The organism is Massilia sp. IC2-476 (genome assembly GCF_020707295.1).
In the GTDB taxonomy this organism is placed as follows: Bacteria; Pseudomonadota; Gammaproteobacteria; order Burkholderiales; family Burkholderiaceae_D; genus Telluria.
The window spans coordinates 183,104-208,979 of the sequence record NZ_JAJFER010000009.1 but is presented as its reverse complement, the minus strand read 5'-3'; the positions used below and the strand labels follow the sequence as shown (position 1 = coordinate 208,979).

The 25,876-nt window shown below is 68.3% G+C and carries 20 protein-coding genes; 4 read left to right on the top strand and 16 right to left on the bottom strand.

The annotated features are described in order from the left end of the window. Positions 1 to 31: 31 nt before the first annotated feature. Positions 32 to 373 (top strand): hypothetical protein, encoded by a 342-nt coding sequence (locus LK539_RS21580; RefSeq protein ID WP_227803117.1) that lies wholly within the window; start codon positions 32 to 34, stop codon positions 371 to 373. Here the strand turns inward: LK539_RS21580 and LK539_RS21575 are convergent. The 10 genes from LK539_RS21575 to wrbA form a co-directional block, all read right to left on the bottom strand. Beyond that, complete coding sequence (locus LK539_RS21575; protein ID WP_227803116.1) at positions 370 to 1,458, bottom strand: low specificity L-threonine aldolase; 1,089 nt, start codon at positions 1,456 to 1,458, stop codon at positions 370 to 372. The two genes, LK539_RS21580 and LK539_RS21575, sit on opposite strands and share 4 nt — an antisense overlap. A gap of 62 nt (positions 1,459 to 1,520) precedes the next feature. Then, the gene (locus tag LK539_RS21570; RefSeq protein WP_227803115.1) at positions 1,521 to 3,551 is read right to left on the bottom strand and encodes a Cache 3/Cache 2 fusion domain-containing protein; all 2,031 of its coding nucleotides are present in this window, start codon (positions 3,549 to 3,551) and stop codon (positions 1,521 to 1,523) included. 162 nt (positions 3,552 to 3,713) lie between these two features. Then, a complete protein-coding gene (locus tag LK539_RS21565) occupies positions 3,714 to 5,735 on the bottom strand; it encodes a Cache 3/Cache 2 fusion domain-containing protein (RefSeq protein ID WP_227803114.1) in 2,022 nt (673 codons plus the stop codon). 148 nt (positions 5,736 to 5,883) lie between these two features. Then, positions 5,884 to 7,719, bottom strand: a complete 1,836-nt coding sequence (locus LK539_RS21560) for an ABC transporter transmembrane domain-containing protein (RefSeq protein WP_227803113.1) — start codon at positions 7,717 to 7,719, stop codon at positions 5,884 to 5,886. A 26-nt stretch (positions 7,720 to 7,745) separates the two neighbouring features. Continuing rightward, positions 7,746 to 8,816 carry a carotenoid 1,2-hydratase gene (locus LK539_RS21555; protein ID WP_227803112.1) on the bottom strand — a complete coding sequence of 357 codons (1,071 nt, stop codon included), beginning with the start codon at positions 8,814 to 8,816 and terminating at the stop codon, positions 7,746 to 7,748. Continuing rightward, entirely contained in the window at positions 8,816 to 11,377 is a 2,562-nt protein-coding gene (locus LK539_RS21550; protein ID WP_227803111.1) for an FtsX-like permease family protein, read from the bottom strand. Before LK539_RS21550 ends, LK539_RS21555 begins: the two co-directional genes overlap by 1 nt. Beyond that, positions 11,365 to 11,808: a DUF4124 domain-containing protein gene (locus LK539_RS21545; RefSeq protein WP_227803110.1), complete on the bottom strand. Its 444-nt coding sequence runs from the start codon at positions 11,806 to 11,808 to the stop codon at positions 11,365 to 11,367. The genes LK539_RS21550 and LK539_RS21545 overlap by 13 nt, the downstream gene beginning before the upstream one ends. A 14-nt stretch (positions 11,809 to 11,822) precedes the next feature. After that, positions 11,823 to 13,247 carry an FAD-binding oxidoreductase gene (locus LK539_RS21540; RefSeq protein WP_227803109.1) on the bottom strand — a complete coding sequence of 475 codons (1,425 nt, stop codon included), beginning with the start codon at positions 13,245 to 13,247 and terminating at the stop codon, positions 11,823 to 11,825. Then, on the bottom strand, positions 13,240 to 13,638 hold the full coding sequence (locus LK539_RS21535; RefSeq protein ID WP_227803108.1) for a DUF2069 domain-containing protein: 399 nt from the start codon (positions 13,636 to 13,638) through the stop codon (positions 13,240 to 13,242). Before LK539_RS21535 ends, LK539_RS21540 begins: the two co-directional genes overlap by 8 nt. Continuing rightward, positions 13,638 to 14,246: an NAD(P)H:quinone oxidoreductase gene (wrbA, locus tag LK539_RS21530; RefSeq protein WP_227803107.1), complete on the bottom strand. Its 609-nt coding sequence runs from the start codon at positions 14,244 to 14,246 to the stop codon at positions 13,638 to 13,640. The genes LK539_RS21535 and wrbA overlap by 1 nt, the downstream gene beginning before the upstream one ends. A 64-nt stretch (positions 14,247 to 14,310) precedes the next feature. Between wrbA and LK539_RS21525 the strand changes: the two genes are divergently transcribed. Continuing rightward, positions 14,311 to 15,660: a YihY family inner membrane protein gene (locus LK539_RS21525; RefSeq protein WP_373889584.1), complete on the top strand. Its 1,350-nt coding sequence runs from the start codon at positions 14,311 to 14,313 to the stop codon at positions 15,658 to 15,660. A 7-nt stretch (positions 15,661 to 15,667) separates the two neighbouring features. Here the strand turns inward: LK539_RS21525 and LK539_RS21520 are convergent, their stop codons facing one another. Genes LK539_RS21520 through LK539_RS21510 form a run of 3 tightly spaced genes read right to left on the bottom strand, consistent with a single transcriptional unit; the run spans position 15,668 to position 18,115 of the window. Continuing rightward, a complete protein-coding gene (locus LK539_RS21520) occupies positions 15,668 to 15,973 on the bottom strand; it encodes a DUF962 domain-containing protein (protein ID WP_227803106.1) in 306 nt (101 codons plus the stop codon). Further along, positions 15,970 to 16,803: an alpha/beta fold hydrolase gene (locus LK539_RS21515; RefSeq protein WP_227803105.1), complete on the bottom strand. Its 834-nt coding sequence runs from the start codon at positions 16,801 to 16,803 to the stop codon at positions 15,970 to 15,972. Before LK539_RS21515 ends, LK539_RS21520 begins: the two co-directional genes overlap by 4 nt. Before the next feature lies 1 nt (position 16,804). Continuing rightward, a complete protein-coding gene (locus LK539_RS21510; protein ID WP_227803104.1) occupies positions 16,805 to 18,115 on the bottom strand; it encodes an O-acetylhomoserine aminocarboxypropyltransferase in 1,311 nt (436 codons plus the stop codon). Positions 18,116 to 18,297: 182 nt separating this feature from the next. On the opposite strand from LK539_RS21510, the gene LK539_RS21505 reads away from it, so the two are divergent. Then, a complete protein-coding gene (locus LK539_RS21505) occupies positions 18,298 to 18,750 on the top strand; it encodes a CBS domain-containing protein (RefSeq protein ID WP_227803103.1) in 453 nt (150 codons plus the stop codon). 89 nt (positions 18,751 to 18,839) lie between these two features. On the opposite strand, the gene LK539_RS21500 is transcribed toward LK539_RS21505, so the two are convergent. Next, positions 18,840 to 21,107 carry an EAL domain-containing protein gene (locus tag LK539_RS21500; RefSeq protein ID WP_227803102.1) on the bottom strand — a complete coding sequence of 756 codons (2,268 nt, stop codon included), beginning with the start codon at positions 21,105 to 21,107 and terminating at the stop codon, positions 18,840 to 18,842. A gap of 205 nt (positions 21,108 to 21,312) precedes the next feature. On the opposite strand from LK539_RS21500, the gene aroC reads away from it, so the two are divergent. Next, positions 21,313 to 22,407 carry a chorismate synthase gene (gene aroC, locus LK539_RS21495; protein ID WP_227803101.1) on the top strand — a complete coding sequence of 365 codons (1,095 nt, stop codon included), beginning with the start codon at positions 21,313 to 21,315 and terminating at the stop codon, positions 22,405 to 22,407. A gap of 217 nt (positions 22,408 to 22,624) precedes the next feature. Here the strand turns inward: aroC and LK539_RS21490 are convergent, their stop codons facing one another. Continuing rightward, entirely contained in the window at positions 22,625 to 24,115 is a 1,491-nt protein-coding gene (locus tag LK539_RS21490; protein ID WP_373889585.1) for an HDOD domain-containing protein, read from the bottom strand. After that, positions 24,115 to 25,848 carry a bifunctional diguanylate cyclase/phosphodiesterase gene (locus LK539_RS21485; RefSeq protein WP_227803099.1) on the bottom strand — a complete coding sequence of 578 codons (1,734 nt, stop codon included), beginning with the start codon at positions 25,846 to 25,848 and terminating at the stop codon, positions 24,115 to 24,117. Before LK539_RS21485 ends, LK539_RS21490 begins: the two co-directional genes overlap by 1 nt. Positions 25,849 to 25,876: the final 28 nt, after the last annotated feature.

Sequence of the window (25,876 nt, the reverse complement as noted above, 5' to 3'; positions counted from 1 at the left end):
GCCGATGCCCTCGCGCAGATATCATGCAGGGATGGTCGAGACCCACAAGTACCCGCCTACGCCCGATGGGCGCTATTTCGTCGTCGACGGACGCCTCTGGCGCACCAGTAACCCCGGGCTCGCTCCCGCACGGCGCCAGGAATTGGTCCAGCAGTTGATGGACGCGCGCCGCCAGGTGGGCCGTGCGAAGCGAGCCGGCGACGCCGCAGGCGAACGCGATGCGCGGGCGGCGGTCGATGCGGCCAAACAGGCCCTGGGCGAACGCGGGCCGGTGTGGTGGACCGACGGCGCTCCGGACTACAACCGGCGCATGGTGAAGAATACGCCGTATGCCGCCTGGTACGCGGCGCTGTCCGACAGCCCGCGTTCCTAGCCCTGCGCCAGGGCTCGGGCGAACAGCGCCAGCGCCGCATGCACCCGGTCGTCGGGTGCGGCCAGGAGGTTGTCGCCCACGTACAGCTCGAAGGAACTGGTCCCCGGCAGGGCGCCGCTGGCGATGCGGTTGAACATCCAGATGCCGTGCTCCTCGGCCAGCGCGCGCCGGATCGCGAGTGCACGCTCCGGCGGCACCGGGATATGCAGGTGCAGCATGTTGGCCTGCGGCGCAGCCGGATTCACGCGGATGATTGGGTGGGCCGCCAGGGCCTGGTACAGGAAGCGGGTGCGGCGGAAGTAGTCGGGCATGGCCGCCAGGCGCGCGTCGAACTGCATCGCCGCGGCGACCACGTAGGGCGAGCGGTGGATCACGTTGCCGCCTTCGCGCCGGAACCATTCGGCCGCGCGTTCGACGAATTCGCGCCGGCCGGCCAGCATGGCGCCGCCCAGTCCGCCGATGCCCTTGTACAGCGACACGTAGACCGAATCGAAGCCGGCCGCGATCTCGTCCACCGGTTTGCCGTATCCGGCCGCCGCTTCCCACAGGCGCGCGCCGTCCATGTGCAGGTGGGCGCCGCGTTCGCGGCAGTGGGCCTTGATCGCTTCCAGTTCTTCCCAGGGCGATAGCTGGCCGCCGATCTCGCGCAGCGGCAGTTCGATGCCGACCGCGCCCAGGCGGTCCGGGATCGCCGCCAGGTCGGCTGCTTGCCAGGGGCGGTAGCGGTCACCCGCCTGCAAGGCCTTGAAGTGACCGAGCAGCTGGTAGTTGGAGCGTTCGTGCACGAAGATGTGCGAGGTCGGATGTAGTGCGACCAGGTCGCGCGCGCGGTCCTGGCAGGCCAGGCGGAGCGCCGTCACCTGGGCCATGGTGCCGCTGATGCAGAACACCGCCGCTTCCATGCCGAGCAGGCGCGCGACTTTCGCTTCGAATTCCTGCAGCAGGGCGCCTTGGCCGTAGACGTCGTGGTCGACGCCGTTTTCCTCGCACCAGGCGGCCATGGCGGCGAACAATTCGGCGGGACGGCGAGCGCGGTGGCCCGGGAAGATGGTGTGGCAGCGGCGCAGCAGTTCGGTGTCGTTCAAGGCAGGCTCCTGTAGCAGGGCTGCCACTCTACACCGAACTGCGCCTTGTGGTGAAGCGCCCGTCAGCGCTGGGCGAGCGCGAGGGGACGCTTGCCGGCGCCGGGGGCAGGCAAGGCATCGTGCTCGTCAGCGAGCCGGAACAGGCGCACCGCGCGCGCCAGCTCGGCAGCCTGGTCCTGCATGGCCTGGGCGGCGGCACTGGCTTCCTCGACCAGGGCCGCGTTCTGCTGGGTCGCTTCGTCCATCGCACCGACCGAGCGGTTCACATGCTCGATGCCGCTGCTCTGCTCCTGGCTGGCGGCCGTGATCTCGGCCATGATGTCGGTGACACGCGCCACACTGGAGAGCACCTCGTTCATCGTCACGCCGGCCTCGGCCACCAGTTTGCCGCCGGCCTGGACTTCGCCGTTGGAGGCATCGATCAGCGCCTTGATCTCCTTGGCTGCGGCGGCGCTGCGCTGCGCAAGGTTGCGCACTTCGCTGGCGACGACCGCAAAGCCGCGGCCCTGCTCGCCGGCGCGCGCCGCTTCCACCGCCGCGTTCAGCGCCAGGATATTGGTCTGGAAGGCGATGCTGTCGATTACGCCGGTGATGTCGGAAATCTTGCGCGAAGACTGGTGGATGGCATCCATGCGCTCGACCACCTGGGCCACGGTGGCGCCGCCCTTCTGGGCGATGCTGGAGGCGCTGACGGCCAGCTGGTTGGCCTGGCGCGCATTGTCGGCGTTCTGGCGCACGGTGGCGGTCAGCTGGTCCATCGACGAGGCGGTGGTGGCCAGGCTGGCCGCCTGCTCCTCGGTGCGCTGGCACAGGTCGAGGTTGCCGCTAGAGATTTCAGCGGAGGCGGTCGCGATCTGCTCGGCGCCTTCGCGCACCTTGCCGACCACGGTCGACAGGCTGGCGCCGACCGTGTTGATGGCGTCGGTAAGCATGCCGATCTCGTCGCGGCGGCTGTGGTCCATGCGGGCGCTCAGGTCGCCTTCGGCGATGCGCCGCGCAACCTCGCGCACCTCATCAAGCGGGCGGGTGACGCCGGCGCGCACGAAGGCGTACAGGATGGTGGCCAGCACCGCCAGCGCGGCCAGGCCGATCAGGATGAAGCGGTTGCGCAGCGTGGTGGCGGCGGCGGTGATCTCGTCGCGGTAGGTACCGCCGGCGATGACCCAGTTCCAGTCCTTGATATGGGTATAGGCAGCGAACTTCTCGCGCGCCGTGGCTTCGCCCGGATTGGCCCAGTCGTAGCTGATCACGCCTTCCTTCTTCTCCAGCATTTCCTTGACGAAGAGGCGGCCGTCGGCAGCGCGGCTGTCGAGGATATTGCTGCCCTCCTTGGCCGGGTGCACCAGCAGGTCGCCGTAATGCTTGCCGGGTGCGGCGTTCAGGACGAAGAAGTAGCCGGTGTCGCCGACCTTGATGGCGCGGATGCGGTCCTTCAGCAGCTTCATGTCTTCCGTGATGTCGACCCCCACGTACAGGACCGCGACCACCTTGCCGCCCGCGTCGCGCACCGGTTCGTACTGGGTGATGTACTGCTTGCCGAACAGGGTCACGAGGCCGATATAGGTGCCGCCGGCGCGCAGCACGGCATAGGCCGGGCTGTTGCGGTCCAGGCTGGTGCCGACCGCGCGCTCGCCGTTTTCCTTCTTCACCGAGGTCGTCACCCGCACGAAATCGTCGCCGTCGACGGCGAAGATGGTGGCGTTGCCGCGGGTCTGGGCGGTGAAGGCGTCCGGGGCGCTGAAGTCGAGGTTCAGTACCTTGCCGTCGAGCTTGAGCGAAGGCGTGGCCTTGCCGGCGATGTCGACCGTGGCCGCGGTGTCGAGTTCGAACGCGCCGGGCAGGGTGTTGCGGAAGATATGGCCGAAGCTCCTGGCCGAGCTGCTGACGCTCTTGTTGAACATCTCGACCGTATTGGCCACGCTGCGCAATTCGTTGGCAACGCCCTTGGTGGCGCGTTCCTCGAGCATGTCCGAGGTGGTGATGGTCAGCAGCGCCACCAGTGCGGCGATGACTGAGCCCATCAGGAAGAAGGAAATGACGCTGATCCTGGTGCCGACGTTCCAGTTGGCAGGACGGTATTGACGGAGAAGCATGGGAAGATCCGGAAGCTGAACGCCTCCGCATCTTACCTCCTTAATTTTCCGTATAGCAATAAATGTGACGCGAACTCGCTCCGGATGCGGCAGTGCAGCAACAGAATTGCCCTTACGTCAAGCATTTATTGTCGCTTCTTCATGAAACTCCAGACTACAGTGTCAATGCAGCGGTAGAGCAGGGCGCGACGCCGGCGCGGCCAGCCCGGGCTGGTCGCCACCGATGCGGAATATGCGCACTGCGCGCGCCAGTTCGGCGGCCTGGTCCTGCATGGCCTGGGCGGCGGCACTGGCTTCCTCGACCAGGGCGGCGTTCTGCTGCGTCGCTTCGTCCATCGCACCGACCGAGCGATTCACGTGCTCGATGCCGCTGCTCTGTTCCTGGCTGGCGGCGGTGATCTCGGCCATGATGTCGGTGACCCGCGCCACGCTGGAGAGCACCTCGTTCATCGTCACGCCGGCTTCGGCCACCAGCTTGCCGCCTGCCTCGACTTCGCCATTGGAGGCGTCGATCAGCGCCTTGATTTCCTTGGCCGCGGCAGCGCTGCGCTGCGCCAGGTTGCGCACTTCGCTGGCGACCACGGCAAAGCCGCGGCCCTGCTCGCCGGCGCGCGCCGCTTCCACCGCCGCATTCAGGGCCAGGATATTGGTCTGGAAGGCGATGCTGTCGATCACGCCCGTGATGTCGGAAATCTTGCGCGAAGACTGGTGGATGGCGTCCATGCGCTCGACCACCTGGACGACGGTGGCGCCGCCCTTTTGGGCGATGCTGGAAGCGCTGACGGCCAGCTGGTTGGCCTGGCGCGCGTTATCGGCGTTCTGGCGCACGGTGGCGGTCAGCTGGTCCATCGACGAGGCGGTGGTGGCCAGGCTGGCAGCCTGCTGCTCGGTGCGCTGGCACAGGTCGAGGTTGCCGCTCGAGATTTCAGCCGAAGCGGTCGCGATCTGCTCGGCGCCTTCGCGCACCTTGCCGACCACGCTCGACAGGCCGGCGCCGATGGTGTTGATGGCCTCGTTCAGGAGGCCGATCTCGTCGCCGCGCTGGCCGTCGACCCGCGCAGTCAGGTCGCCGTCCGCAATGCGCCTGGCGACGTCGCGCACTTCGGCCAGCGGACGCGAGACCTTGGCGCGCATGGTGGTGTACAGCACGCCGGCCAGCACAGCCAGGGCCAGCAGGCCGAAGCCGATGAAGCGGTTGCGCAGGCGGGTGGCGGCCGCGGTGATCTCGTCGAGGTAGGTACCGCCGGCGACCACCCAGTTCCAGTCCTGGACATGGGTGTAGACCACGAACTTCTCGCGTGCCTTGGCTTCGCCAGGGTTCTGCCACGGATAGTGGATGCTGCCTTCCTTCTTCTCGAGGATTTCCTTGACGAAGAAGCGGCCATCGGCATCCTTGCTTTCGGCGATGTTGCTGCCTTCCTTGGCCGGGTGGACGATCAGCTTGCCCCAGTCCTTGCCCGGCGCCGCGTCCAGCACGTAGAAGTAGCCGGTGTCGCCAACCTTCATGGCGCGAATGCGGTCCTTCAGCAACGCCAGGTCGGCGCTGACGTCGACGCCTACGTACAGCGCCGCCACCACCTTGCCGGCGCCGTCGCGCACCGGCTCGTAATAGGTGATGTACTGCTTGCCGAACAGGGTGGCCAGGCCATGGTAGCTGCGGCCCTCGCTCAGCGCGGCATGGGCCGGGTCGGTGCGATCGAGGCTGGTGCCGACGGCGCGCTCGCCGTTTTCCAGCTTCACCGAGCTGCTCACGCTGATGAACTGCTCGCCATCGTGGACGAAGATGGTCGCCGTACCGCCGGTTTGCGTGCTGAAGGCGTCGGGCACGCTGAAGTCGAGGTTCAGGACCTTGCCGTCCAGTTTCAGGCTTGGCGTGGCCTTGCCCTTGACGTCGACCGGGCTGGCCGGGTCGAGCTCGAGGCTGCCGGGCAGCGAGGATTTGAGGATTTCACCGAAACTGCGGACCTGACCGCTGACCCCGCGGTTGAACATGTCGACCGTGTTGGCGACGCTGCGCAGCTCGTTCTGCACGCTGTGCGCGGCACGCTCTTCCAGCATCGATGAAATGGAGATGGTGATCACCACCAGCAGCGCTGCAATGGTGGTGCCCATCAGGGCAAAGGTGATGGCACTGATGCGGGTGCCGAGGGTCCAGCTGGCTGGGTGAAGCTTATCGTTGGTCATGAGAGGGCGAGGTGCAGGACAGCCCGGCATGATACAGCTCAACGTTTCCATCTGACAACAAGCGTTGCCAAAAATTTGATGAATTTGCTGCGTTGTTGCAACAATATGAACGGGTCATGCCCGGTACATGAACCCGTTCCGGCCCTGCTCAGGAAAGCTGTTCGAGCGGCAGCGGGGCCTGGAACTGCAGCGCCGCCAGCTTGGCGTACACGCCGCCCTGGGCCACCAGCGAGGCGTGGGTGCCCGATTCCACCACCCGGCCCTCGTCGAGCACGATGATGCGGTCGGCGCGCTGCACGGTGGCCAGGCGGTGCGCGATGATGATCGTGGTGCGCCCGACCATCGCCGCTTCCAGCGCGCGCTGTACCAGGCGTTCCGATTCGGCGTCGAGTGCGCTGGTGGCTTCGTCGAGCAGCAGCAGGGGCGGGTTCTTGAGCAGGGCGCGTGCGATTGCGATGCGCTGGCGCTGGCCGCCCGACAGGCGCACCCCGCGCTCGCCCAGGAAGGAGCCGTAGCCCTGCGGCAGGCGCTCGATGAATTCGTGGGCGGCGGCAGCCTTCGCCGCCTGGAACACTTCCTCGTCGCTGGCATCGGGCCGGCCGTAGCGGATGTTTTCCAGCGCATTGGCCGAGAAGATGATGGTGTCCTGGGGGACGATGCCGATCGCGCCGCGCAGCGTATGCAGCGCCAGGTCACGGATGTCGACGCCGTCCAGGCGGATCGAACCGGCCTGCGGGTCGTAGAAGCGCAGCAGCAGCTGGAACAGGGTGGTCTTGCCGGCGCCCGAAGGGCCGACCAGGGCCACGGTCTCGCCGGCCGCGACGTCCAGGCTCAGGTGCGAGATCGCCGCGCTGTCCAGGCGCGACGGGTAGCTGAAGCTGACCTGGTCCAGCGTCACGCGGGCACCGTTGGCGGTACGCGCCGGCAGCGCTTGCGGGCGGGCCGGATCCTGGATGTCGGAACGCGCCGCCAGCAGCTCGAGCAGGCGCTCGGTGGCGCCGGCGGCGCGCTGGGCTTCGCCCATCACTTCCGACAGCGCGCCGATCGAGCCGGCCACGATCGAGGCGTACAGGATGAACTGGCCAAGGTCGCCCCCGGTCATGGTGCCGGCCAGCACCGCGTGGGCGCCCAGCCAGAGCACGAACACGATCGCGCCGAACACCAGCACGATGGCCAGCATGGTGAGCACGGCGCGCGCGCGGATGCGGCGGATCGCGGTCTGGAAGGCGCTGTCCACCGAGCGCTGGAAGCGCCCCGCCTCGACGCCTTCCTGGGTGAAGGACTGCACGGTGGGCATGGCGTTCAGGATCTCGCCGGCCAGCGCCGAGGCGTCGGCGATGCGGTCCTGCGAATCGCGCGAGAGCTTGCGCACGCGGCGGCCGAACAGCACGATCGGCAGCACCACCAGCACCAGGAGGCCCAGGATGATCGCAGTGAGCTTCGGGCTGGTCACGAACAGCATCACCAGGCCGCCCACGAACAGCAGCGTGTTGCGCAGGGCCAGCGAAATGCTGGTGCCGACCACGCTCTGGATCAGGGTGGTGTCGGTGGTCAGGCGCGACAGCACTTCGCCGGTGCGGGTGGTTTCGAAAAACTCGGGACTCTGGTGCACCACGTGGCGGTAGACGGCGGCGCGGATGTCGGCCGTGACGCGCTCGCCCAGCCACGAGACCATGAAGAAGCGCGCCGCGGTGGCCACGCCCAGCACGGCGGCCACGCCGAACAGGGCCAAAAAGGTCGCGTCCACGTGTTCGATGCTCTGGGAACCGGCGCTGGCGCCGAAGCCGTGGTCGATCATCTGCTTGAAGGCGGCCGGAATGGCGAGCGTGGCGCCGGCCGCGAACAGCAGCGCGATGCCGGCGAGGACGAACTGGCGGCGGTAGGGGCGCAAGAAAGGAAGCAGGCCCTTGAGGGTGGCCAGGCTGCCCTTGCGCGAAGCATCCAGGTCTTGTGTGTCGGTCTTGCTGGTGGAGCGGGAAGTCATCGTCTCTGTTCTTGTTTCTTCTTTGTTCAAAGCTTCATCGGGCGCACGTAGCCCGTCATTTCCAGGTAGCCGCGCCCCACGCGCTTGCCGGCGCGGCTCACGGTCACCGCGCCTTCCCAGTACACCGCGCCGGTCGAGCGGCGCGAGTCGAGTTCCTGGTCTTGCTGCAGGGGAGTGAGCTGCCAGCGCAAGCTGCCGGTCGCCACCTCCTGGGCCACCGGATACTCGGCATTGGTGCGCGGCGACTTCCAGCGCGCGGTGGGGGTGAAACTCACCTGGTCGGGCGCGTAGCGGGTCAGCTTGCCCGCGGCATCGCGCACCGTAGCGTGCGCCCATAGTTTACCACCTTGCCGGGCCCGGATCTGGAATGCCATCAGGGCGCCGCCATCGTCGAGGTTCACCCCGATCCAGTCCCAGCCGGTGGCCTCGGGCTGCAGCGCTTCGCTCGACCATTCGTGATCCAGCCAGGCGCTGCCCGTGACCGCCACCGGCTGGCTGCCGGCACGGCCGATCCTGCCGCTGACCTTCAGCTGCGGCTCGCTGTAGTAATGGCTGGCGTGCTGCGGGCTGGCGCCCTTGCGCGAGTAGCCGCCTTCGCCCTGCACCAGCACCGGCTGGGTGGGCTGCAGGCGCAGCTCCAGCGTCAGTTCGCTGGAGCGGATGGTGACGCGGTAGGCGCCCGAACTCTCACGGACCATGCGCCAGTCATCGAGCTTGAGGTCGGTGTTGCCGGTGCGCGCCCAGGCCAGGCCGAAGCCTTCGCGCGCGCTCTTCTGGTCGTGCACCAGCCGGCCCAGCTCCGGGTCGGACAGGGCCGCGTGGCCGATCACCAGCTGGCGCGGGGCGAAGGCGCTCGGGTTGTTCGGATCGTGTTCGGTGCGGCTGCGGAAAAAGGTGACCTGGAAGCCGAGCGGCTTGCCCTCGGGCGTGTCGACCCAGCCGGTGGCATACCACCACTCGGTACGGAATTCCGGATGGGCGCCGAAGTCGCGCGGGAAGCTCAAGGCCACGCCGGGCGTGACCGGCGCGAACGTCGGCGGATCCGCGTGGACCCACCCGGACAGAAGCATCATCAAGCCGAACAGCACACCCCGCATTACCAATCCTCCCTGACCGCGCGTACCGGACCACCCGACAGCGCATAGCGTCCCGACACCAGCGCGGTGGCAATCGACGCCGCCACCAGCACCGCCGCGACGCTCCCCAGCAGGGGCCACGGCGGGTAGAGCCCCATCGTCCAGTGGAAGGACTGGGGATTCACAACATAAACCAGGATCAGGCTGATGACCAGTCCCAGCGCGAAGCCGCAGGCCACGCCCAGCAGCGTGAGAAAACCGCCTTCGAAGGCGAGGATGCCGAGCACCTGGCGGCGGGTGACGCCGACGTGGCGCAGCATGCCGAACTCTTTTGAGCGCGCCAGGGTCTGGGCCGAGAAGCTGGCGGCCACCCCGGATAGTCCGATGGCGATCGCGATCGCTTCCAGCAGGTAGGTGACGGCGAAGCTGCGGTCGAAGATCTTCAGGCTGGCGGCGCGGATGTCGCCCGCCGACATCATCTGCAGCGCGGGTCCGAAGGGCAGGGCGCGCACCGCTCCCTCCAGCGTTTCGGCGCTGCTGCCGCGCGCCGCGAACAGGGCCGCATCCGTGACTTCGGCCTCGCCGGTGAGGGCGCGGTAGTCCTGCAGACGGATCACCACGGAACCGGCCTGGTTGGCGTAGTCGCGCCAGACGCCGGCGACAAAAAACTCGGCCTGGCCCCCGCCCAGGGGCAGCGTCAAGGCTTGGCCCACGCGCGCGCCGTACAGGTCGAGCAGGGCTTCCGACACCCAGGCCGGACGTGCGCCCGCCGGTACCGGGGCAGTCTCACCCACCAGGAACAGCAGGCTCCCGGGATCCCGCGCGTCGATGTCGCGCGCGATCACCACCACGTTGGGCCGGTCCGGCGACAGCGAGACCGGGCGGGTGCGCAGGAACTGGGCGCGCGCCACCCCGGGCGTCGAGGCCAGCGCCGCCTGCTGCTGCGGGCTGAGAAAGCCGGTATTGCCGCCGGCCGCAGTGCGGACATACAGGTCGGCCGGCAGGATGTGGCCCATCCAGTCGTCCACCGAAACCCGGAAGCTGGCCACCATGATGCCCATCGCCACCATCAGGCTGAAGCTGGCCAGCACCCCGCCCAGCGCGATCGAGGCCTGGCCCGGGGCGTTGGCCAGCCGCGACAGCGCCAGCACCAGCACCGGCGGCATGCGCCGGCTGCGCAGGGCCAGGCTTTCCATGCGTCGGAAGGAGAGCGCGGCCAGGCGCGGCATGAGGCCGATACCGCCAACCAGCAGCAGGGCGATCGCCAGGTAGCCGAACAGGGGCAGCTCGAACACCGGCGGCGCAAAGGCCAGCACGGCGGCAAGCGCGAGGCACACCAGCGACGGCCACACGCGGGAGAGGCGAGATAGGGCCGCTTCGTCGGCGCCCGACTTGATCGCCACCGCCGGGCGCGCCCGCGCTGCTTCCAGGGCCGGCGCCAGGCAGCCGAGCAGCGCTACGCCCAGGCCGAGTCCGAAGAACACGGCGGCCGCCACCGGCGTAAAGGCGACCCGTGGCCGGATGCCGGGAAAGTAGCCGGCGCCGAGGTCGCCGCCGAAGAAATGCAGGGCCAGCGCCGCCAGTGCGTAGCCACCGGCCACGCCGAGCAGGGCGCCGACTACACCCAGGCTGGCGCCTTCGAGCAGCACCTGGCGCAGCAGCTGGCCGCGTTCAAGACCGAGCACGCGCAGCAGCGCGAACTGGCTGCGCCGCCGCATCACGGACAGTGCCTGGGTCGAGAACACCAGGAAGGCCCCGGTGAACAGGGCGACCAGCGCCAGCACGGTGAGGTTGACGCGGTAGGCGCGGCTCAGGTTGGCGTTGCGTTCTTCCTGGTCGCCATCGTTCGGCTGGCGCACTGCGAAGCGGCCCGGGTAGGCAGCCGCCAAGTCAGCCGCCAGGGCGCGCTGGAAGCGCGCGCGGTCGACGCCGTCGCGCAGCTTGAGGTCGACGCGCGAGAGGCGGCCCAGCTGCTGGAAGCGCCATTGCATGGCGCCGATGTCCATCACGGCGATACGCTGGCCGGCGCGGGCGCGCGCCACCTGGCCGGCCACGCGCAGCGTGACGTCAGCGGTCCCGGCGCGCAGCACGATGCTGTCGCCCGGGCGCTTGCCGAGCCAGGCGAGGGCCGCGGGCGACAGGAAGACCGCGTCGTCGGCCAGTACGTCCAGCATGCGGCCATCCTGCGGTACGCCGGTCAGGTCGGGTGAGATGAAACCGGCGCGGAAGGCATCGATGCCGACGATGCGCAGTGCGCCCTGGGCCTTGGTGAGGCCGGCCGACAGCTCCAGCACGGGCGAGGCCACGGCGACTTCCGGCTGGGCGCCCAGGCGCGCATAGACGGCTTCGTCGAACAGGGGTTCGCGCCCGGCCACCTGGACGTCGGCCTGGCCGGACAGGCTTTTCACGGCGGCCGAGAATTCGTTGAAGGCGGCGGCGTTGATCAGGTGGATGGCAAAGCCCATCGCGACGCCGACCGCGATGGCGGCGATCGCCAGCAGGGCGCGCACGGGATGGGCGCGCCACTCGCCGAACAGCAGCCAGCGCGCCAGCAGCGTGGGGTGGGGACTCAGGCCGGACATTCCACCGCCAGCAGCTCCGCCTGGCGCCTCGCTTTCGATCGGGCGCGCTCGCTGCCCTGGTCGGCGTCGCGCCGGGTGCGCGCCTCCTCTTCCTCGAGCCACTTCTGCTGCAGGCGCAGCTTGTCGCAGCGGCGCTTCTGGCTTGAAGCGGCCTGGCGCAGGCGTTCGGCGCGGGTGCCGGCACGCGCTTCCTGTTCGTCGCGGGCCAGCCTGGCGTCTTCGATTTCCTGCAGCATGGCGCGTTCGCGCGCGAGGCGCTCGAGCGCTTCCGGCGCCGGTGCGGGCGTCTGCACCTTGAGGGCGACGGCGTTCTGGCCGCAAGGCCGGTCGTGGTAGCTGATCCGGCCGCCTTCATTGCATTTGTAGATGGTGTCGGCCGTCGCGGCCCCGGCGGCGAGCCAGAGCGCCGCTGCAAGAACATGCTTCAACATGGATATGCCCCCGGTCACAGAATTTTGCCAGGGTTCATAATGCCGAGCGGGTCCAGGGCGGCCTTGATGGCACGCATCATGTCCAGCTCGACCGCCGGCTTGTAGCGCGGCAGCTCGTCGCGCTTGAGCGCCCCCACGCCGTGTTCGGCCGAGATCGAACCCCGCGTGGCGGCGACGCTGTCGTGCACGATGCGGTTGACGGCGTCCTGGTGCGCCAGGAAGCTGTCGTGGCCAATCCCTTCGGGCGGCGCGACGTTGTAATGCAGGTTGCCGTCACCCAAGTGACCGAAGCACACGACCTGGCATCCCGGAAAGGCAGCCTGCAGGGCCGCATCGGTGCGCTCGAGAAAGGCGGGAATGCTGGAGACGGGCAGCGAGATGTCGTGCTTGATGTTCTTGCCGGCCGCGGCCTGGGCCAGCGGGATGTGCTCGCGCAGCTTCCACAGGCCGAGCGACTGCGCCACCGAGGTCGCGAGCACGGCGTCGAGGGCCACGCCGGCGTCGAGCGCCGCGCCGACGCTCGATTCCACCAGCTCGGCGGCGCCGTCTTCCGAATCGTTGCTCGACAGCTCGACCAGAGCGTACTGCGGATAGTGCGTGGCGAAGGGCCGCGGCAGGTCGGGGAACTGGCGCGCCACCAGGCGCAGGCAGAAGTCGGACATCAGTTCGAAGCCGGTCAGCGCCGCGCCGCAGCGCTGCTGCAGCAGCGACAGCAGGTCCAGCGCGCCGGCGGGGGAGTCGAGCGCGACCAGGGCGGTGAGCGCCGCGCGCGGCTGCGGATACAGCTTGAGCACGGCGGCCGTGATCACGCCCAGCGTGCCCTCGGCGCCGATGAAGAGCTCGCGCAGCGCATAGCCGGTATTGTCCTTGCGCAGGGCGCGCAGGCCGTCCCAGACCTGGCCCTGGGCCGTGACCACTTCCAGTCCCAGGCACAGTTCGCGCGTGTTCCCGTAGCGCAGCACCGCGGTGCCGCCGGCATTGGTCGAGAGGTTGCCGCCAATGGTGCAGCTGCCTTCGGCCGCCAGCGAGAGCGGAAACAGCATGCCGGCGCCTGACGCCGCCTCCTGGATGTCGGCCAGGATGCAGCCGGCCTCGACCGTCATGGTGCGGTTGGCGGGGTCGATGTCGCGGATCCGGTTCAGGCGCCGCAGCGACAGGACGATGGCCGTACCGCTGGTGTCGGGCACGCTGCCCAGCACCAGGCCGGTGCGTCCGCCCTGGGGAACGATGGGCACGCGCGCGGCGGCGCAGGTGGCGACCACCTTCGCCACCTCATGGGTATCGGCAGGGAGCACGACGGCGCGGGCGCGCCCGGTGAAGCGGCCGCGCCAGTCGGCCAGGTAGGACGCCATCGCGGGCGGGTCCGTGACCAGGTGCGCCTCGCCCACCAGCGCGCGCAGTGTGGGCAACAATTCGTGGCCCAGCGGCGAATCAGTCATGCGGGACTTTGACCTTGTCGAGCAGTTCCTTGGCCAGGCGCTTGGCTTCTTTCTTGTAGGGGTGCAGGAACAGCAGGGCGCAGGCGTAGTAGACGAACACCAGCGCGATCTCGCCGGCCGCCATGACGCGCGAGGCGGGCGAGGTGTCAGCCCAGGCGCGCACCACGCCTTCGGCGAAATAGATCAGGATGACCATCGACGACCATTGCAGCGTGTACAGGTCGCGCTTGATCACGCCGCGCAGCGGCAGCAGCAGGGGCAGGGCCTTGAGCGCAAGCAGCGACCCGCCCGGATGCAGGGGCGCCACGAACACTTCCCAGGCGACCAGCCACCCGATCAGCCAGATCAGGCTCGCGATCGCGCCTGCATGAAAGACTTTTGCGGTATCCATCAGTGCATTCCCTGCAGTTTGACCGCGGCCAGGGCCAGACGTTTGCCCAGGGCGATGGCGAGCACCCGCTCGTCCTCGGTGAGGGCGCGCTTGCCGTCGGCGCCGGCCCAGTGCGAGGCGCCGTAGGGGCTGCCGCCGCTGGCGGTGTTCATGAGTTCAGGATGCGAATAAGGCAGGCCCATCACTAGCATGCCATGGTGCAACAACGGTATCATCATCGACAGCAGCGTCGATTCCTGGCCGCCGTGCAGGCTGCCGGTGGACGTAAACACGACCGCCGGCTTGCCGGACAGGGTGCCGTTGACCCAGTCGGCTGCGGTGCCATCGAGGAAGTACTTGACGCTTGAGGCCATATTGCCGAAACGGGTCGGCGAGCCGAGCGCGAGGCCGGCGCACTCGCGCAGGTCTTCCAGCTCGACATAGGGCGCCCCCTCGAGCGGAATGGCGGGCGCGGTGGCCTCGCTGACTGCCGACACGGCGGGCACGGTACGCAGGCGCGCCTCGGCCCCGGGCACGCTTTCGATGCCCTGGGCGACCAGTTCTGCCAGTTTGCGGGTGGCGCCGTGGCGCGAGTAGTACAGCACGAGGATGGTCAAGGTGTCATTCATCGTTGGTATTATAGGGCGCTTTGCTCAATTGACATGCCCTTCGCGGGGCGAATCGTAACGCCGGATGATTTCCAAAACCGTACACTCCCTGTCGCGCACCACCTCGGACATGCTGGCCCTCGGCGTCGACCGCGCCCGCGGCCTGACCCTGGGCGAGACGCGCGACCTGCTGCGCTTCGCCCGGCGCCGCCTGCGCGAAGAAAAATTGCCCCAGGTAGCAGGGAGCCTGACCTTCACCACGACCCTGGCCCTGGTGCCGCTCTTGACCATCGTGCTGGCGATCCTGACCACTTTCCCGGTCTTCGGCCAGCTGCGCACGGCGCTCGACACCTGGTTCGTCCAGACCCTGATGCCGAAGGCGATCGCCAATACGATCAGCGCCAACCTGACCCAGTTCGCCAGCAAGGCCAAGGGACTGTCGCTGCTGGGCGCGGTGCTCCTGCTGCTGACCACCACGACCATGATGGGCATGATCGAGCGCGCCTTCAACCAGATCTGGGGCGTGCGCCGTCCGCGCCCGTGGTCGCAGCGGGTGCTGGTCTACTGGGCGCTGATTTCGCTGGGGCCGATCCTGTTCGGCCTGTCCCTGAGCGCGACCTCCCAGCTGTTCACGGCGACCGGCGGCCTGACCCGGAGCCTGCCTTTCCTCGGCACGCTGTTCTATACGGTGGTGTCGGTGGTACTGAGCACGGGCGCCTATACGCTGCTCTACATGGCGGTGCCGAATCGCCGCGTGTACTGGCGCGACGCGGTCTGGGGCGGGCTGGCGGCGGCGATCGCGTTCGAGATCGCCAAGCGCCTGTTCGCCCTGTTCATCCGCCAGTTCCCGACCTACGCCATCATCTACGGCGCGCTGGCGGCGCTGCCGCTGTTCCTGGTGTGGATGTACCTGTCCTGGCTGATCACCCTGGTGGGCGCGGTGCTGGCGGCGGCGTTGCCGGTGGTGAAGTACGAGCGCTGGAAACACCAGCCGAGCCTGGGCAGTGCCTTTGTCGATGCGATGGCGGTGCTGAAAGTCTTGCACGGCAATTCGCGCGTGACCGGCACCAGTCTGGTGTCCTCGGCGGCGATCCGGGCGCATACCCGCATCGGCTACGACGAGATGGGCACGCTGCTCGAGAAGATGGTGGCGGCCGGCTGGGTCGGGCGGGTGCAGGAGGAGTTGCCCTTGCGGGCGGGCTGGGGCCGCGGCCTGCGCCAGAACGTCGACAACTGGGTGCTGCTGGTGGACCCGGCCAGGCTGCGGCTGGCCGAGGTCTACCGGCTGTTCGTGTTCGACGCCGCAGCGACGGACGAGCCGGTGCCGGCCACGCCGCTGGCGCTCGACACGGCGGCGCTGGCGCGCCAGGTGGAAAGCGCGGTCGAGCAGGGACTGGAGCAGAGCCTGGCCGAGCACTTCGCGGCCCCAGGCTGACGCGCTCTTACCAGCTCAGCTTCCCGGTCAGCATCTGCCAGTACATCACCCAGTCGGCGCGGAACGAGTACCAGGGCTGGGAGAACGAGGCCGGCCTGTTCTTCTCGTAGAAGAAGTGGCCGATCCAGGCGCCGCCGTAGCCGCTCACGACCGCGAACAGCAGCCACCAGGCGTTCAGGCTGTCGATGTACTGGGCCATCGCCGCGATCGCCGACGAGGTGCCGATGAAGTGGGCGCGGCGGCAGCGCCGGTCGGCGTGCTGGGTCAGGTAGTAGGGGTAGAACTCCGCAAAGCTGGCGTAGCGGGCCGTCATGGGGTCTCCTGCGTCTCCATTGGTTTGATCGACGCGGCGAAGCCGGCCAGGGCGTCGAGCACCGCGTCGGGCGCCTCGGCCATCATCTGGTGGCCGGCGTCCACGTGGACGATTGTGCCATGGGCCATGGCTGCGGTCAGCAGTTTCGTCGAGCGGGGCGGCGTCATCACATCCTTCTTGCCGAATACGAACAGGACCGGGCAGCGCACGGCGCTCGCCGCCGCTTCGCCCTCGGCGTAGCTGTTGCAGGCCGCAAAATCCGTGTAGAACAGCTGCGCAGGGTTACGGGCCGACATGCGCTGCATCAGGCGCCGCGCCCCGCCCATCACCGAAAAGCCCGGGCCCGGGCAGGACGGCTTGTGCGCGATCGAGGAGTGCGACCAGGCGTTGACCATGTCGATCGCGGCCTGTTCATCGCTGCGCGCGGTCTCTAACATGGTGTCCGAGACCTTCATCGGGTAGGTCGTGCCGAGCAGGGCCAGGCCTGCGACCAATTTCGGCGCCCGCTGGCTCGCCTCCAGCGCGATGAGCGAGCCCATGCTGTGTCCCGCGAGGATGGCACGGCGCACGCCTGCCGCATCCAGCACGGCCAGCAGCCAGTCGGCCATCTCCCCGATGCTGGCCAGGGCCGGGCCGCTGCTGCGGCCATGGCCCGGCAGGTCGACCGCCAGCACCGAGTGGCCATGGTGCGCGAGGTAGCGGCTCTGCAGGGCCCAGACCGAATGGTCGTTTTGGGCGCCATGGATCAACACGACCGTCGGCAAGGCCGGGTCGAAAGGCTTGCCGCCAGTGTAGGCATAGGCGCTCGAGCCTCCCATATCGAACTGCATCTCAGGCTCCCTTCTGGGCGATCTTGAGCCCGCGCTTCAGGTCGTCGATCAGGTCGTCCGGGTCTTCCAGGCCGACCGACAGGCGCATCGTGCCTTCCCGGACGCCGGTCGCGGCCAGCTGCTCCGGCGGGACGCGGAAATGGGTGGTCGAGGCCGGGTGGATCACCAGCGACTTTGCGTCGCCGACGTTGGCCAGGTGCGAGAACACCTGCAGGCTGTCGGCAAAGCGCCGGCCGGCTGCGCGGTCGCCCTTCAGGTCGAAGGTGAACACGGCGCCGCAGCCCTTCGGCAGCAGCTTTTGGGCGAGGAGGTGATCCGGATGCGAGTCCAGCTCGGGATACGACACCGATTCCACTGCCAGGTGGCTGGCCAGGAACTCGACCACGCGGCGCGTGTTGGCCACGTGGCGCTCCATGCGCAGGCCAAGGGTCTCGATGCCCTGCAGGATGGCGAAGGCGTTGTGCGGGCTCATCGCCGCGCCGAAGTCGCGCAGGCCTTCGCGCCGCGCGCGCAGCGCGAACGGGGCGACGGTCGACTCTTCCGCGAACACCATGCCGTGGAAGCCCTCGTAGGGTTCGCACAGTTCCGGGAAACGCCCGCTGGCGGCGTGGGCCGCGTCCCAGTCGAAGGTGCCGCCGTCCACCAGCAGGCCGCCGATCGCGGTGCCGTGCCCGCACAGGAACTTGGTGGCCGAATGGAACAGCAGGTCGGCGCCCAGGTCGAAGGGGCGCTGCAGGTATGGCGTGGTGAAGGTCGCGTCCACCATCAGCGGCAGGTGGTGTTCGTGGGCGAGGGCGGCGATTGCCGGGATATCGAGCACGTCCAGGCCCGGGTTGCCCAGGGCTTCGCCGTACAGCACTTTCGTGTTCGGGCGGATCGCGGCGCGCCAGGCGTCCAGGTCGCGCGGGTTCACGAAAGTGGTCTCGATGCCGAAGCGGCGCAGGGTGTAGTGCAGCAGGTTGTGGGCGCCGCCGTACAGGCTGCTGGAAGCGACGATGTGCGAGCCGGCCCCGGCGATGGTCGCCAGGCCCAAGTGCATCGCGGCCTGGCCGCTGGCGGTGGCGATGCCGGCCACGCCGCCTTCGAGGGCGGCGATGCGCTCTTCCAGCACCGCATTGGTCGGGTTCGAGATGCGCGAGTACACGTGGCCGGCGCGCTCCATGTTGAACAGGGCAGCCGCGTGGCTTGAATCGCGGAAGGCGAAGGACGAGGTGAAATGGATCGGCGTGGCGCGCGCGCCGGTGGCCGGGTCGGGGCTACTACCGGCATGCAGGGCCAGCGTGTCGAAGCCGGGGTAGGGGGAACCGCTCATCGTCTTTGCTCATCCATGAAACGCGATGGGGCGCATCGTAGCACTTATTTAAGGCGCCGCAACACCGGCTCATCCCTGCTTTGGTGCAATGCTGGATTTTTTGGCGGGCATCGGCTACAGTCGGAGTTATGAGTTATACAAATATTGCTGAAATCACCAACCAACCGGACGGGGTGGCCACCATGAAAGTCTCCGAGATCCTGCAGGTGAAGGGCGAAATCCTCTATACCGTCACGCCGGACATGCCGCTGGTACAGGCGGCGGCCACGATGGCGGAAAAGGACATCGGCTCGCTGGTCGTCATGGAATACGGCGACCTGGTCGGCATGCTGACCTTCCGTGAAGTGATCAAGGAACTGAACGCCCAGGGCGGCGCCCTCGGTTCGGGCACCGTGCGCAAGGTGATGGACGACAGCCCGATCACCGTGACCCCGGATACCGAAGTCAACGAAGTGCGCCGCATCATGCTGGAAAAGCACGCCCGCTACCTGCCCGTGATGAATGCCCGCACCCTGCTGGGCGTGATCTCGTTCTACGACGTCGCCAGGGCGGTGCTGGAAGCGCAGAGCTTCGAGAACCGCATGCTCAAGGCCTATATCCGCGACTGGCCGGCCGAACAAAGCGCCGAAGACTGACGTAACCGGCGCCGCAACCGGGACGCCGGTGTTGTAGGGTGGGCGGCTTGTGATCTGGTCCACTGGACCAGATCACCCCACGCAGCGATCTACGCCGCTTCGATCAGCGACTGGTTGCCCAGCCACTCCAGCAGCGCCTGCGGCGACAGCGGGCGCGAGAACAGGAAGCCCTGCGCCAGCGGGCAGCCCAGCGAGCGCAGGATGTGCGCCTGGCGTTCGTCCTCGACCCCTTCCGCGATCACCGACAGGTCCAGGTTGCGGCCCAGCTGGATCACCATTTCCGCGATGCTGCTGCCGCGCGCCGACCCCGTGATCTCGGTAACGAAGGTGCGGTCGATCTTGAGCCGGTCCACCTGCAGCCGCTGCAGGTGCGAGAGCGAGGAAAAGCCTGTGCCGAAGTCGTCGATCGCGATCGACACGCCGGTGCGCTTGACCTGGGCCAGCTTCTCGACCAGCAGGGCCGGCTCTTCCATCGCCATCGATTCGGTGATCTCCAGTTCCACGTATTCGGGCGGCGCGCCGGTGTCGTCGAGCGCGCGGCGCAGCATCTCCACGAAATGCGGATGGCGGAACTGCACCTGCGAGACGTTCACCGACATCGTGAAGCGCTCATGCCCGGCCGCGCGCAGGCGCACCAGCTCCATCAGGGCCTGGCGCAGCACCCATTCGCCGATGTCGACGATCAGCCCGGAATACTCGGCGATCGGGATGAAGCGGTCCGGCCCCACCAGGCGTCCATCTTCGGTGCGCCAGCGCAGCAGCGCTTCGGCGCCGAAGGCGCGGTTATTCGCCAGGTCGACCTGGGGCTGGTAGGCGAGGAACAGTTCGCCGCGCTGGAAGCCGCTGCGCAGCGCGTGCATCATGCGCACCCGCTCGCGGATCTCGACTCCCATGCTGCGCGAGAAATAGAAGTGGCCGGCGCGCTGCTGCGACTTGGCGCGCTTGAGCGCGATGTCGGCGTCCTTCAGCGCATCGGCGCCGCTGCCGTCGTGTTCCACCAGGCGCACCAGGCCGAGCGTGGCGGACACCTGCACGTCCTGGCCGTCGATGTGGAAGGGCACGCGGAACAGCGCCTGGATCGAGGCCGGCTGCACCGCGCCGGCGTCGCCCAGCACGCAGAAGATGTCGCCGCCGATGCGCGCCACCTGCAGGCGCGGATCGAGGCGCGACTTGAGGCGCTTGCCGACCGATACCAGCAGCAGGTCGCCGAAGTGGTGGCCGAGCGCGTCGTTGGTCTCGGCGAAGTGGTCGAGGTCGACTAGGGCCAGGGTGGCATTGCCGCGCTGCGGGCTGGCCAGCATCGCGTCGATCAGTTCGACCAGGCGGGTGCGGTTCGGCAGGCCGGTAAGCTGGTCGCGGAACGCGGCCTGGTTCAGGTGGGTCACCAGTTCCACGTTGTCGAGGCCCACCGCGACCACGCTGGCGAAGACGTCGAGCAGGCGCCGTTCGATGTCGGAAGCAGGGCGCGCGAACGGGATGCAGGCGGCGAAGTCGCGTCCCGCCTTGCCCGGGAAGTGCAGCGACAGCCAGCCGTCGGCGTGGATGCCGGCGCGCGTGGCCAGGGTGCGTCCGGCCACGCTGGCCAGCGCCGCATGGCGCAGCGGACTGAGTTCGCGTCCTTCGAGTGCGGCCTGCTCGCCGGCGGCGGCGACCACGTGCAGCACGTCCGGTCGGCCCTGGCCGCTCTCGCGCACGCACAACACGCCTGCGCTCTCCTGGCCGAGCAGGACGGCGGCCTGGCGCAGCACGCCCTGGGCCACGTCGCGCACCCCGTGCAGGGTCATCAGGTGGGCGCCGGCCGAGACGATCTGCTCGAGGCCCGCGCGGCTGGCGTCGAGGGCGCGCAGCTGCTGGTAGGACCGCACCGCCGCGGCGACCGCGGTGTACAGCTTGGTGCGGGTGAGTTCGGACTTGGTGCGGTAATCGTTGATGTCGTAGCCGCGGATGGCCTCGAGTTCCGGCGCATAGCCCGGCTGGCCGGTACGCAGGATGATGCGGACCTCGATCATGCCCAGCTCTTCGCGAATCCTGCGCACCAGCTGCAGGCCGGCGTCGGGACGCTCCATCACCACGTCGAGCAGGATCACGGCGATGTCGGGCTGCTGCTGCAGGATGGCGCGGGCTTCCTCGGCCGTGTAGGCGTGCAGGAAAGCCAGCGGCCGGCCCTGCATCTCGACATTCTTCAGGGCGAAGGTGGTGGTCGAGTGCACGTCGGCGTCGTCGTCGACGACCAGGATGCGCCAGACCGCCCTGGTGCCCGCGAACGAGGTCGCGTCCGCCTCGTCCACGAAGACCAGGTCATCTCCGTCGGCCGGGGCGTCCGTCGGTTTGCCGGTGGGCGGCATCGGGGCAGACATGCGCTACTTCTCCAGTTTGGCTGGCTTTTGATGCATCCAGTATATCCGCCTGTTGCCACAATGGAAGCCCCAAAGAGGCCGAAACAACAAATATGTATCCATGCGGCAACTATTTACTACTAAAGTAACAGAAAAGGGCCCACAAGGCCGGGCCGGCGCGGGACTGGTAGAATGACAAACCCACGACTTCCACAGATCGACCACCATGTCCGGCAACTCCTTCGGCAAGCTGTTCTCCGTCACCACCTTCGGCGAGTCGCATGGCCCGGCCATCGGCTGCGTCATCGATGGCTGCCCGCCGGGCATGGCCTTGAGCGAAGCCGACATCCAGCCTGAGCTCGACCGTCGCAAGCCCGGCACCTCGCGCCACGTGACCCAGCGCCAGGAAGCGGACCGGGTGCAGATCCTGTCGGGCGTGTACCAGGGCGTCACGACCGGCACACCGATCGCGCTCCTGATTCCCAACGAAGACCAGCGCAGCAAGGACTACGGCAACATCCTCGATTCCTTCCGCCCCGGCCACGCCGACTACACCTACTGGCACAAGTACGGCGTGCGCGACCCGCGCGGCGGCGGCCGCTCGTCGGCGCGCCTGACCGCGCCCGTGGTCGGCGCCGGCGCGGTGGCGAAAAAGTGGCTGCGCGAGCAGTACGGCACCGAGTTCTTCGGCTGCATGCGCCAGCTGGGCGACATCGAGGTGCCGTTCCAGTCCTTCGAACACGTGCATGCCAATCCCTTCTTCGCGGCGAGCGCCGACGCCGACCTGCTGGCGCGCATGGAAGCGGCGATGGACGAGCTGCGCCGCGCCGGCGACTCGATCGGCGCCCGCATCGACGTGGTGGCACGCGGCGTACCGGTGGGCTGGGGCCAGCCGATCTACGACAAGCTCGATGCCGACATCGCTTACGCGATGATGGGCATCAATGCGGTCAAGGGCGTCGAGATCGGCGCTGGCTTCGGCTCGGTCGCCCAGAAGGGCTCGGAGCACGGCGACGAATTGACGCCGGAAGGCTTCGTCGGCAACAACGCGGGCGGGGTGCTGGGCGGGATCTCGACCGGGCAGGACATCACGGTGTCGATTGCGATCAAGCCCACATCCTCGATCCGCACGCCGCGCCGTTCGATCGACAAGGAAGGCAATCCGGTCATGGTCGAAACCTTCGGCCGGCACGACCCCTGCGTGGGGATCCGGGCGACGCCGATCGCGGAAGCGATGCTGGCGCTGGTGCTGATCGACCATGCGCTGATGCACCGTGCGCAGTGCGGGGATGTGAAGGTGGGGACGCCGAAGCTGGGGTGAGGTCTTGTGCGGCCTAACCGAAGCCGCTCGGTTCTATCGTCCATCAGCTTTAACCAACGTCATCCCGGCGAAGGCCGGGATCCAATTCCGTAGCTCAGTGGCGGCCCTTCGCGGATGTGTTGCTGGGGGCGGAACGAACTTGGATCCCGGCCTGCGCCGGGATGACGGTCTTTAGGCTAGCGGTACTAACTAAGGCACGGGCTGCGGCTGTGCAGAATCACACCCGTGTCGCCACCGCCTCCACCTGGTGCCGCCTCTCCACCGTACGCACCACCAGCCCGCGCAGGTCGTTGAGCAGCGAGAACTCGGTCTGGCTCAGCACCACCTGCGGGAAGCTGTCGTCCCATTCGCCGTAGATGAAGCCGGCCGGCTGGCCGTGCGCACACAGCGGGATCACGACGAAGCAGCGCGCGTCGCTCAGGGTGCCTTTCCACCAGCCGGGCAGCTTGGCCGCGAACTTGGCGTCGCGGGCGTTCTCGATGAAGATCACGCGGTCGCTGCCGAGCGCCGCATGGAAGACATTGGGTTCGTAGCCGTCGTCGAACACCAGGTTCGGAAGCAGCGCCTTGCTGCCTTCGCCCAGGCCCAGGCGGGCCGCGTACCTGCCTTCGCGGCGGTTGCGCAGGAAGGCGAACGAGCGGGTGAAGGACAGGCCCTTGTGGATGGTCTCGAGCGCCATCGACATCATCTGGCCCGGGGTCGCGCTGACGCCGGCGTCGCGCATGTCGGCCACGCCGCTCATCAAAACCTTGTTGCCGGCCATGCGCTTGCGCGTGGCGGCCGCCAGCTTGGCGCGCTTCTCGGCGGGTTTCGCCAGCGGGGCGATGCTCAGGTCGGAGGCGGCGCTTTCGCGCGCCTTGCCGATCGCGCCGACCAGGCTGGCCGCCTCCACGCCCAGCATCGGCGCGAAGCTCTCTGCCAGCGCGGCCACGCGCTCGCCCGCGGCCTCGTCGTCGTGCCACAGCGCGTCGGCGGCCTGGGTCGACATGGTGCCGAGGGCGGCCAGCCAGTCGTCGTGGCCGAAGCCGTCTTCGCGCTCGCGCGGCTCGATGCGGCGCATGCCGGCGATCAGGTTGCGCGGCAGGCCCCAGTGCTCGGCGGTGGCGCGGCCGACCGCTTCCAGCGACAGGCCGAGGATGGCTTCGGCTGCCGTTTCCTCGCGCCCGGCGCCCGCGCTCTCGCGCAGCTGGCTCCAGCGCTCCGGCATGTAGAAGGTGACCATCATGCGGCCCAGCGAATGCAGGATCGAGCAGACCACGGCTTCTTCCGGATCGCGCGAGACGGCGCTGGCGGCTACCTGCTGGGCCACCATCCCGGCCAGCACCGCCTTTTCCATCTCGATGTGGGCGGTCTCGGTGTCGGGCGTGGACTTGGCCAGTTCCTCGATCAGCTTCAGGCCCAGGGCCAGGTGGCCGATCGCCTCGGTGCCCAGCACCAGCACGGCTTTCGACACGGTGTTGATGCGCTGGCCGAAGGCCGAATACATGCCGCTGTTGGCCAGGCGCAGTACCTTCTGCGTCAGGACTGGGTCCGACAGCACGGTCTGGGTCATCGAGAATTCGCGCTCGTCCTCGCCGCGCATCGAGGCCAGGATCGCGTTGATGGCCTTGGTGAAGCCCGGCATGTCGCCCTGCCTGCGGGTGCGTTCCCACAGCAGGGAGAGGGTGGCGTCGGCGCGTGGCGAGCGGGGGGTGTCGCTTGAAGTCATCATGGTTTGCCCGCCGGGAGGTCGTGCGGCAGTAATTCGGTATAAAGATTCTCGGTGAGCGCGGCCACGGCGACGTGGGCCGGCATCGGCTTGCCGGTCAGGTAGCCCTGCACGTAGTGGCAGCCCAGCTTGTCGAGCCAGGCCAGCTGCGCTTCGGTCTCGACGCCCTCGGCTACCACCGACAGGTCGAGGTGCTTGGCCAGGTCGAGCACGGCGTTGCAGATCGCGGCGTCCTTCTCGGCGCCCGGCAGGTCCTTGACGAAAGCGCGGTCGACCTTCAGCACCGAGATCGGGAAGCGCTTCAGGTAAGCCAGGCTGGAATAGCCGGTGCCGAAGTCGTCGATCGCGATGCGCGCGCCCCGTTCGGCCATCTTGGCCAGCACCGACTCGGCATGCACCGGGTCGACCATCAGCGTGCCCTCGGTGATCTCGAGCACGAGCTTGCTGCCCGGGGTGCCGGACAGGGCCAGCGCATCGTCGAGCACCGTGAGGAACTTGTCGCTCCTGAACTGGCGCGGGCTGATGTTGACCGAGATGTAGAGCTCGCGGCCGGCCACTTCCTCGAACTGGCGGATCTGCATGCAGGCCGCCTTCAGGGCCCAGGCGCCCAGCAGATTGATCAGGCCATTGGTTTCGGCGATCGGGATGAAGCGCACCGGCGGCACCATGCCGAGGGTCGGATGCTTCCAGCGCATCAGGGTCTCGAAGCCCTCGATGGTACGGTTGCGCGCGTCGACGATCGGCTGGTAGTAGAGCTGGAATTCGCCTTCGCGCACCGCGTTGAACATCGCGGCCTCGAGCGAGATGTCGTGTTCGGGCGGGCCCTGGTCGCGCGGGCTGTAGGTGACGGCGCGCGCCTTGCCGGTCTCCTTGGCGCGCGACATCGCGGTGTCGGCCAGGGTCACCAGGCGCACTTCGTCTTCCGCATGCTCGGGATAGGTCGCCACGCCGATCGAGCCGGCCAGGTAGATGGTGTGGCCGTCGATCTCGAACGGCGACTGCAGCGCCGCCATCAGGCGGCCGGTGACCAGCTTGATCTGCGGCTCGTTGCTCGATCCCGGCAGCACCGCGACGAACTCGTCGCCGCCGACGCGCGCCAGGGTGTCGCTGTCGCGCAGGGTGCGGCGCAGGCGGCCGGCGGCCATGCGCAGCACCGCATCGCCGATTGCATGGCCGAGGCCATCGTTGACCTTCTTGAAGCCGTCCAGGCCGATGGTGGCGACCGCAAAACCCTGGCCGGAACGGCGCGCGTTGGCGATCACCATGCGGATGCGGTCGGACAGCAGGACCCGGTTGGGCAACTCGGTCAGCGCGTCGTGGGTCGCCATGTGGCGCAGGCGCTCTTCGGTGGCGTGCTGGGCCGACATGTCGCGGCCGATGATCAGGAGCGGGGCGTCGTCGCCGGATGCCAGCAGGCCGATGCGCAGCTCGAACCAGATATCGCGCTCGCCGCAGCGGAAGCGCGCCTCCACCACGTTCGCGCCGCCGTTTGCGCCGGTACTCACCAGGGCGTTGCGCAGGGCCGGCTGGTCGACGTCATGGACCAGCGAGACTACCGGGCGGCCGTCGATCTCCACCCCGGTCAGGCTCAAGGCGCGGCGGCTTGCGGCGCGCACCTGGCCACCCAGGGTGACGCGGAGCACGATGTCGCCGGCGGCTTCGAGCAGGCTGTCGAGCAGCCCGGATGGCTGCTTGCGCGGCTCGAACTTGGCGGCGGTGGAACTGGTGTGCATTCTTTAATGTCTGCCTTCTTGTTGCTGG

What these genes read in the sequence shown, in the direction of transcription:
- LK539_RS21500 (WP_227803102.1), bottom strand. Translation starts at nt 21,107, where the DNA reads ATGTCTGCCCCGATGCCGCCCACCGGCAAACCGACGGACGCCCCGGCC.
- aroC (WP_227803101.1), top strand. Translation starts at nt 21,313, where the DNA reads ATGTCCGGCAACTCCTTCGGCAAGCTGTTCTCCGTCACCACCTTCGGC.
- wrbA (WP_227803107.1), bottom strand. Translation starts at nt 14,246, where the DNA reads ATGAATGACACCTTGACCATCCTCGTGCTGTACTACTCGCGCCACGGC.
- LK539_RS21520 (WP_227803106.1), bottom strand. Translation starts at nt 15,973, where the DNA reads ATGACGGCCCGCTACGCCAGCTTTGCGGAGTTCTACCCCTACTACCTG.
- LK539_RS21535 (WP_227803108.1), bottom strand. Translation starts at nt 13,638, where the DNA reads ATGGATACCGCAAAAGTCTTTCATGCAGGCGCGATCGCGAGCCTGATC.
- LK539_RS21490 (WP_373889585.1), bottom strand. Translation starts at nt 24,115, where the DNA reads ATGACTTCAAGCGACACCCCCCGCTCGCCACGCGCCGACGCCACCCTC.
- LK539_RS21505 (WP_227803103.1), top strand. Translation starts at nt 18,298, where the DNA reads ATGAAAGTCTCCGAGATCCTGCAGGTGAAGGGCGAAATCCTCTATACC.
- LK539_RS21485 (WP_227803099.1), bottom strand. Translation starts at nt 25,848, where the DNA reads ATGCACACCAGTTCCACCGCCGCCAAGTTCGAGCCGCGCAAGCAGCCA.
- LK539_RS21565 (WP_227803114.1), bottom strand. Translation starts at nt 5,735, where the DNA reads ATGACCAACGATAAGCTTCACCCAGCCAGCTGGACCCTCGGCACCCGC.
- LK539_RS21545 (WP_227803110.1), bottom strand. Translation starts at nt 11,808, where the DNA reads ATGTTGAAGCATGTTCTTGCAGCGGCGCTCTGGCTCGCCGCCGGGGCC.
- LK539_RS21510 (WP_227803104.1), bottom strand. Translation starts at nt 18,115, where the DNA reads ATGAGCGGTTCCCCCTACCCCGGCTTCGACACGCTGGCCCTGCATGCC.
- LK539_RS21555 (WP_227803112.1), bottom strand. Translation starts at nt 8,816, where the DNA reads ATGCGGGGTGTGCTGTTCGGCTTGATGATGCTTCTGTCCGGGTGGGTC.
- LK539_RS21580 (WP_227803117.1), top strand. Translation starts at nt 32, where the DNA reads ATGGTCGAGACCCACAAGTACCCGCCTACGCCCGATGGGCGCTATTTC.
- LK539_RS21550 (WP_227803111.1), bottom strand. Translation starts at nt 11,377, where the DNA reads ATGTCCGGCCTGAGTCCCCACCCCACGCTGCTGGCGCGCTGGCTGCTG.
- LK539_RS21515 (WP_227803105.1), bottom strand. Translation starts at nt 16,803, where the DNA reads ATGCAGTTCGATATGGGAGGCTCGAGCGCCTATGCCTACACTGGCGGC.
- LK539_RS21540 (WP_227803109.1), bottom strand. Translation starts at nt 13,247, where the DNA reads ATGACTGATTCGCCGCTGGGCCACGAATTGTTGCCCACACTGCGCGCG.
- LK539_RS21525 (WP_373889584.1), top strand. Translation starts at nt 14,311, where the DNA reads ATGATTTCCAAAACCGTACACTCCCTGTCGCGCACCACCTCGGACATG.
- LK539_RS21560 (WP_227803113.1), bottom strand. Translation starts at nt 7,719, where the DNA reads ATGACTTCCCGCTCCACCAGCAAGACCGACACACAAGACCTGGATGCT.
- LK539_RS21570 (WP_227803115.1), bottom strand. Translation starts at nt 3,551, where the DNA reads ATGCTTCTCCGTCAATACCGTCCTGCCAACTGGAACGTCGGCACCAGG.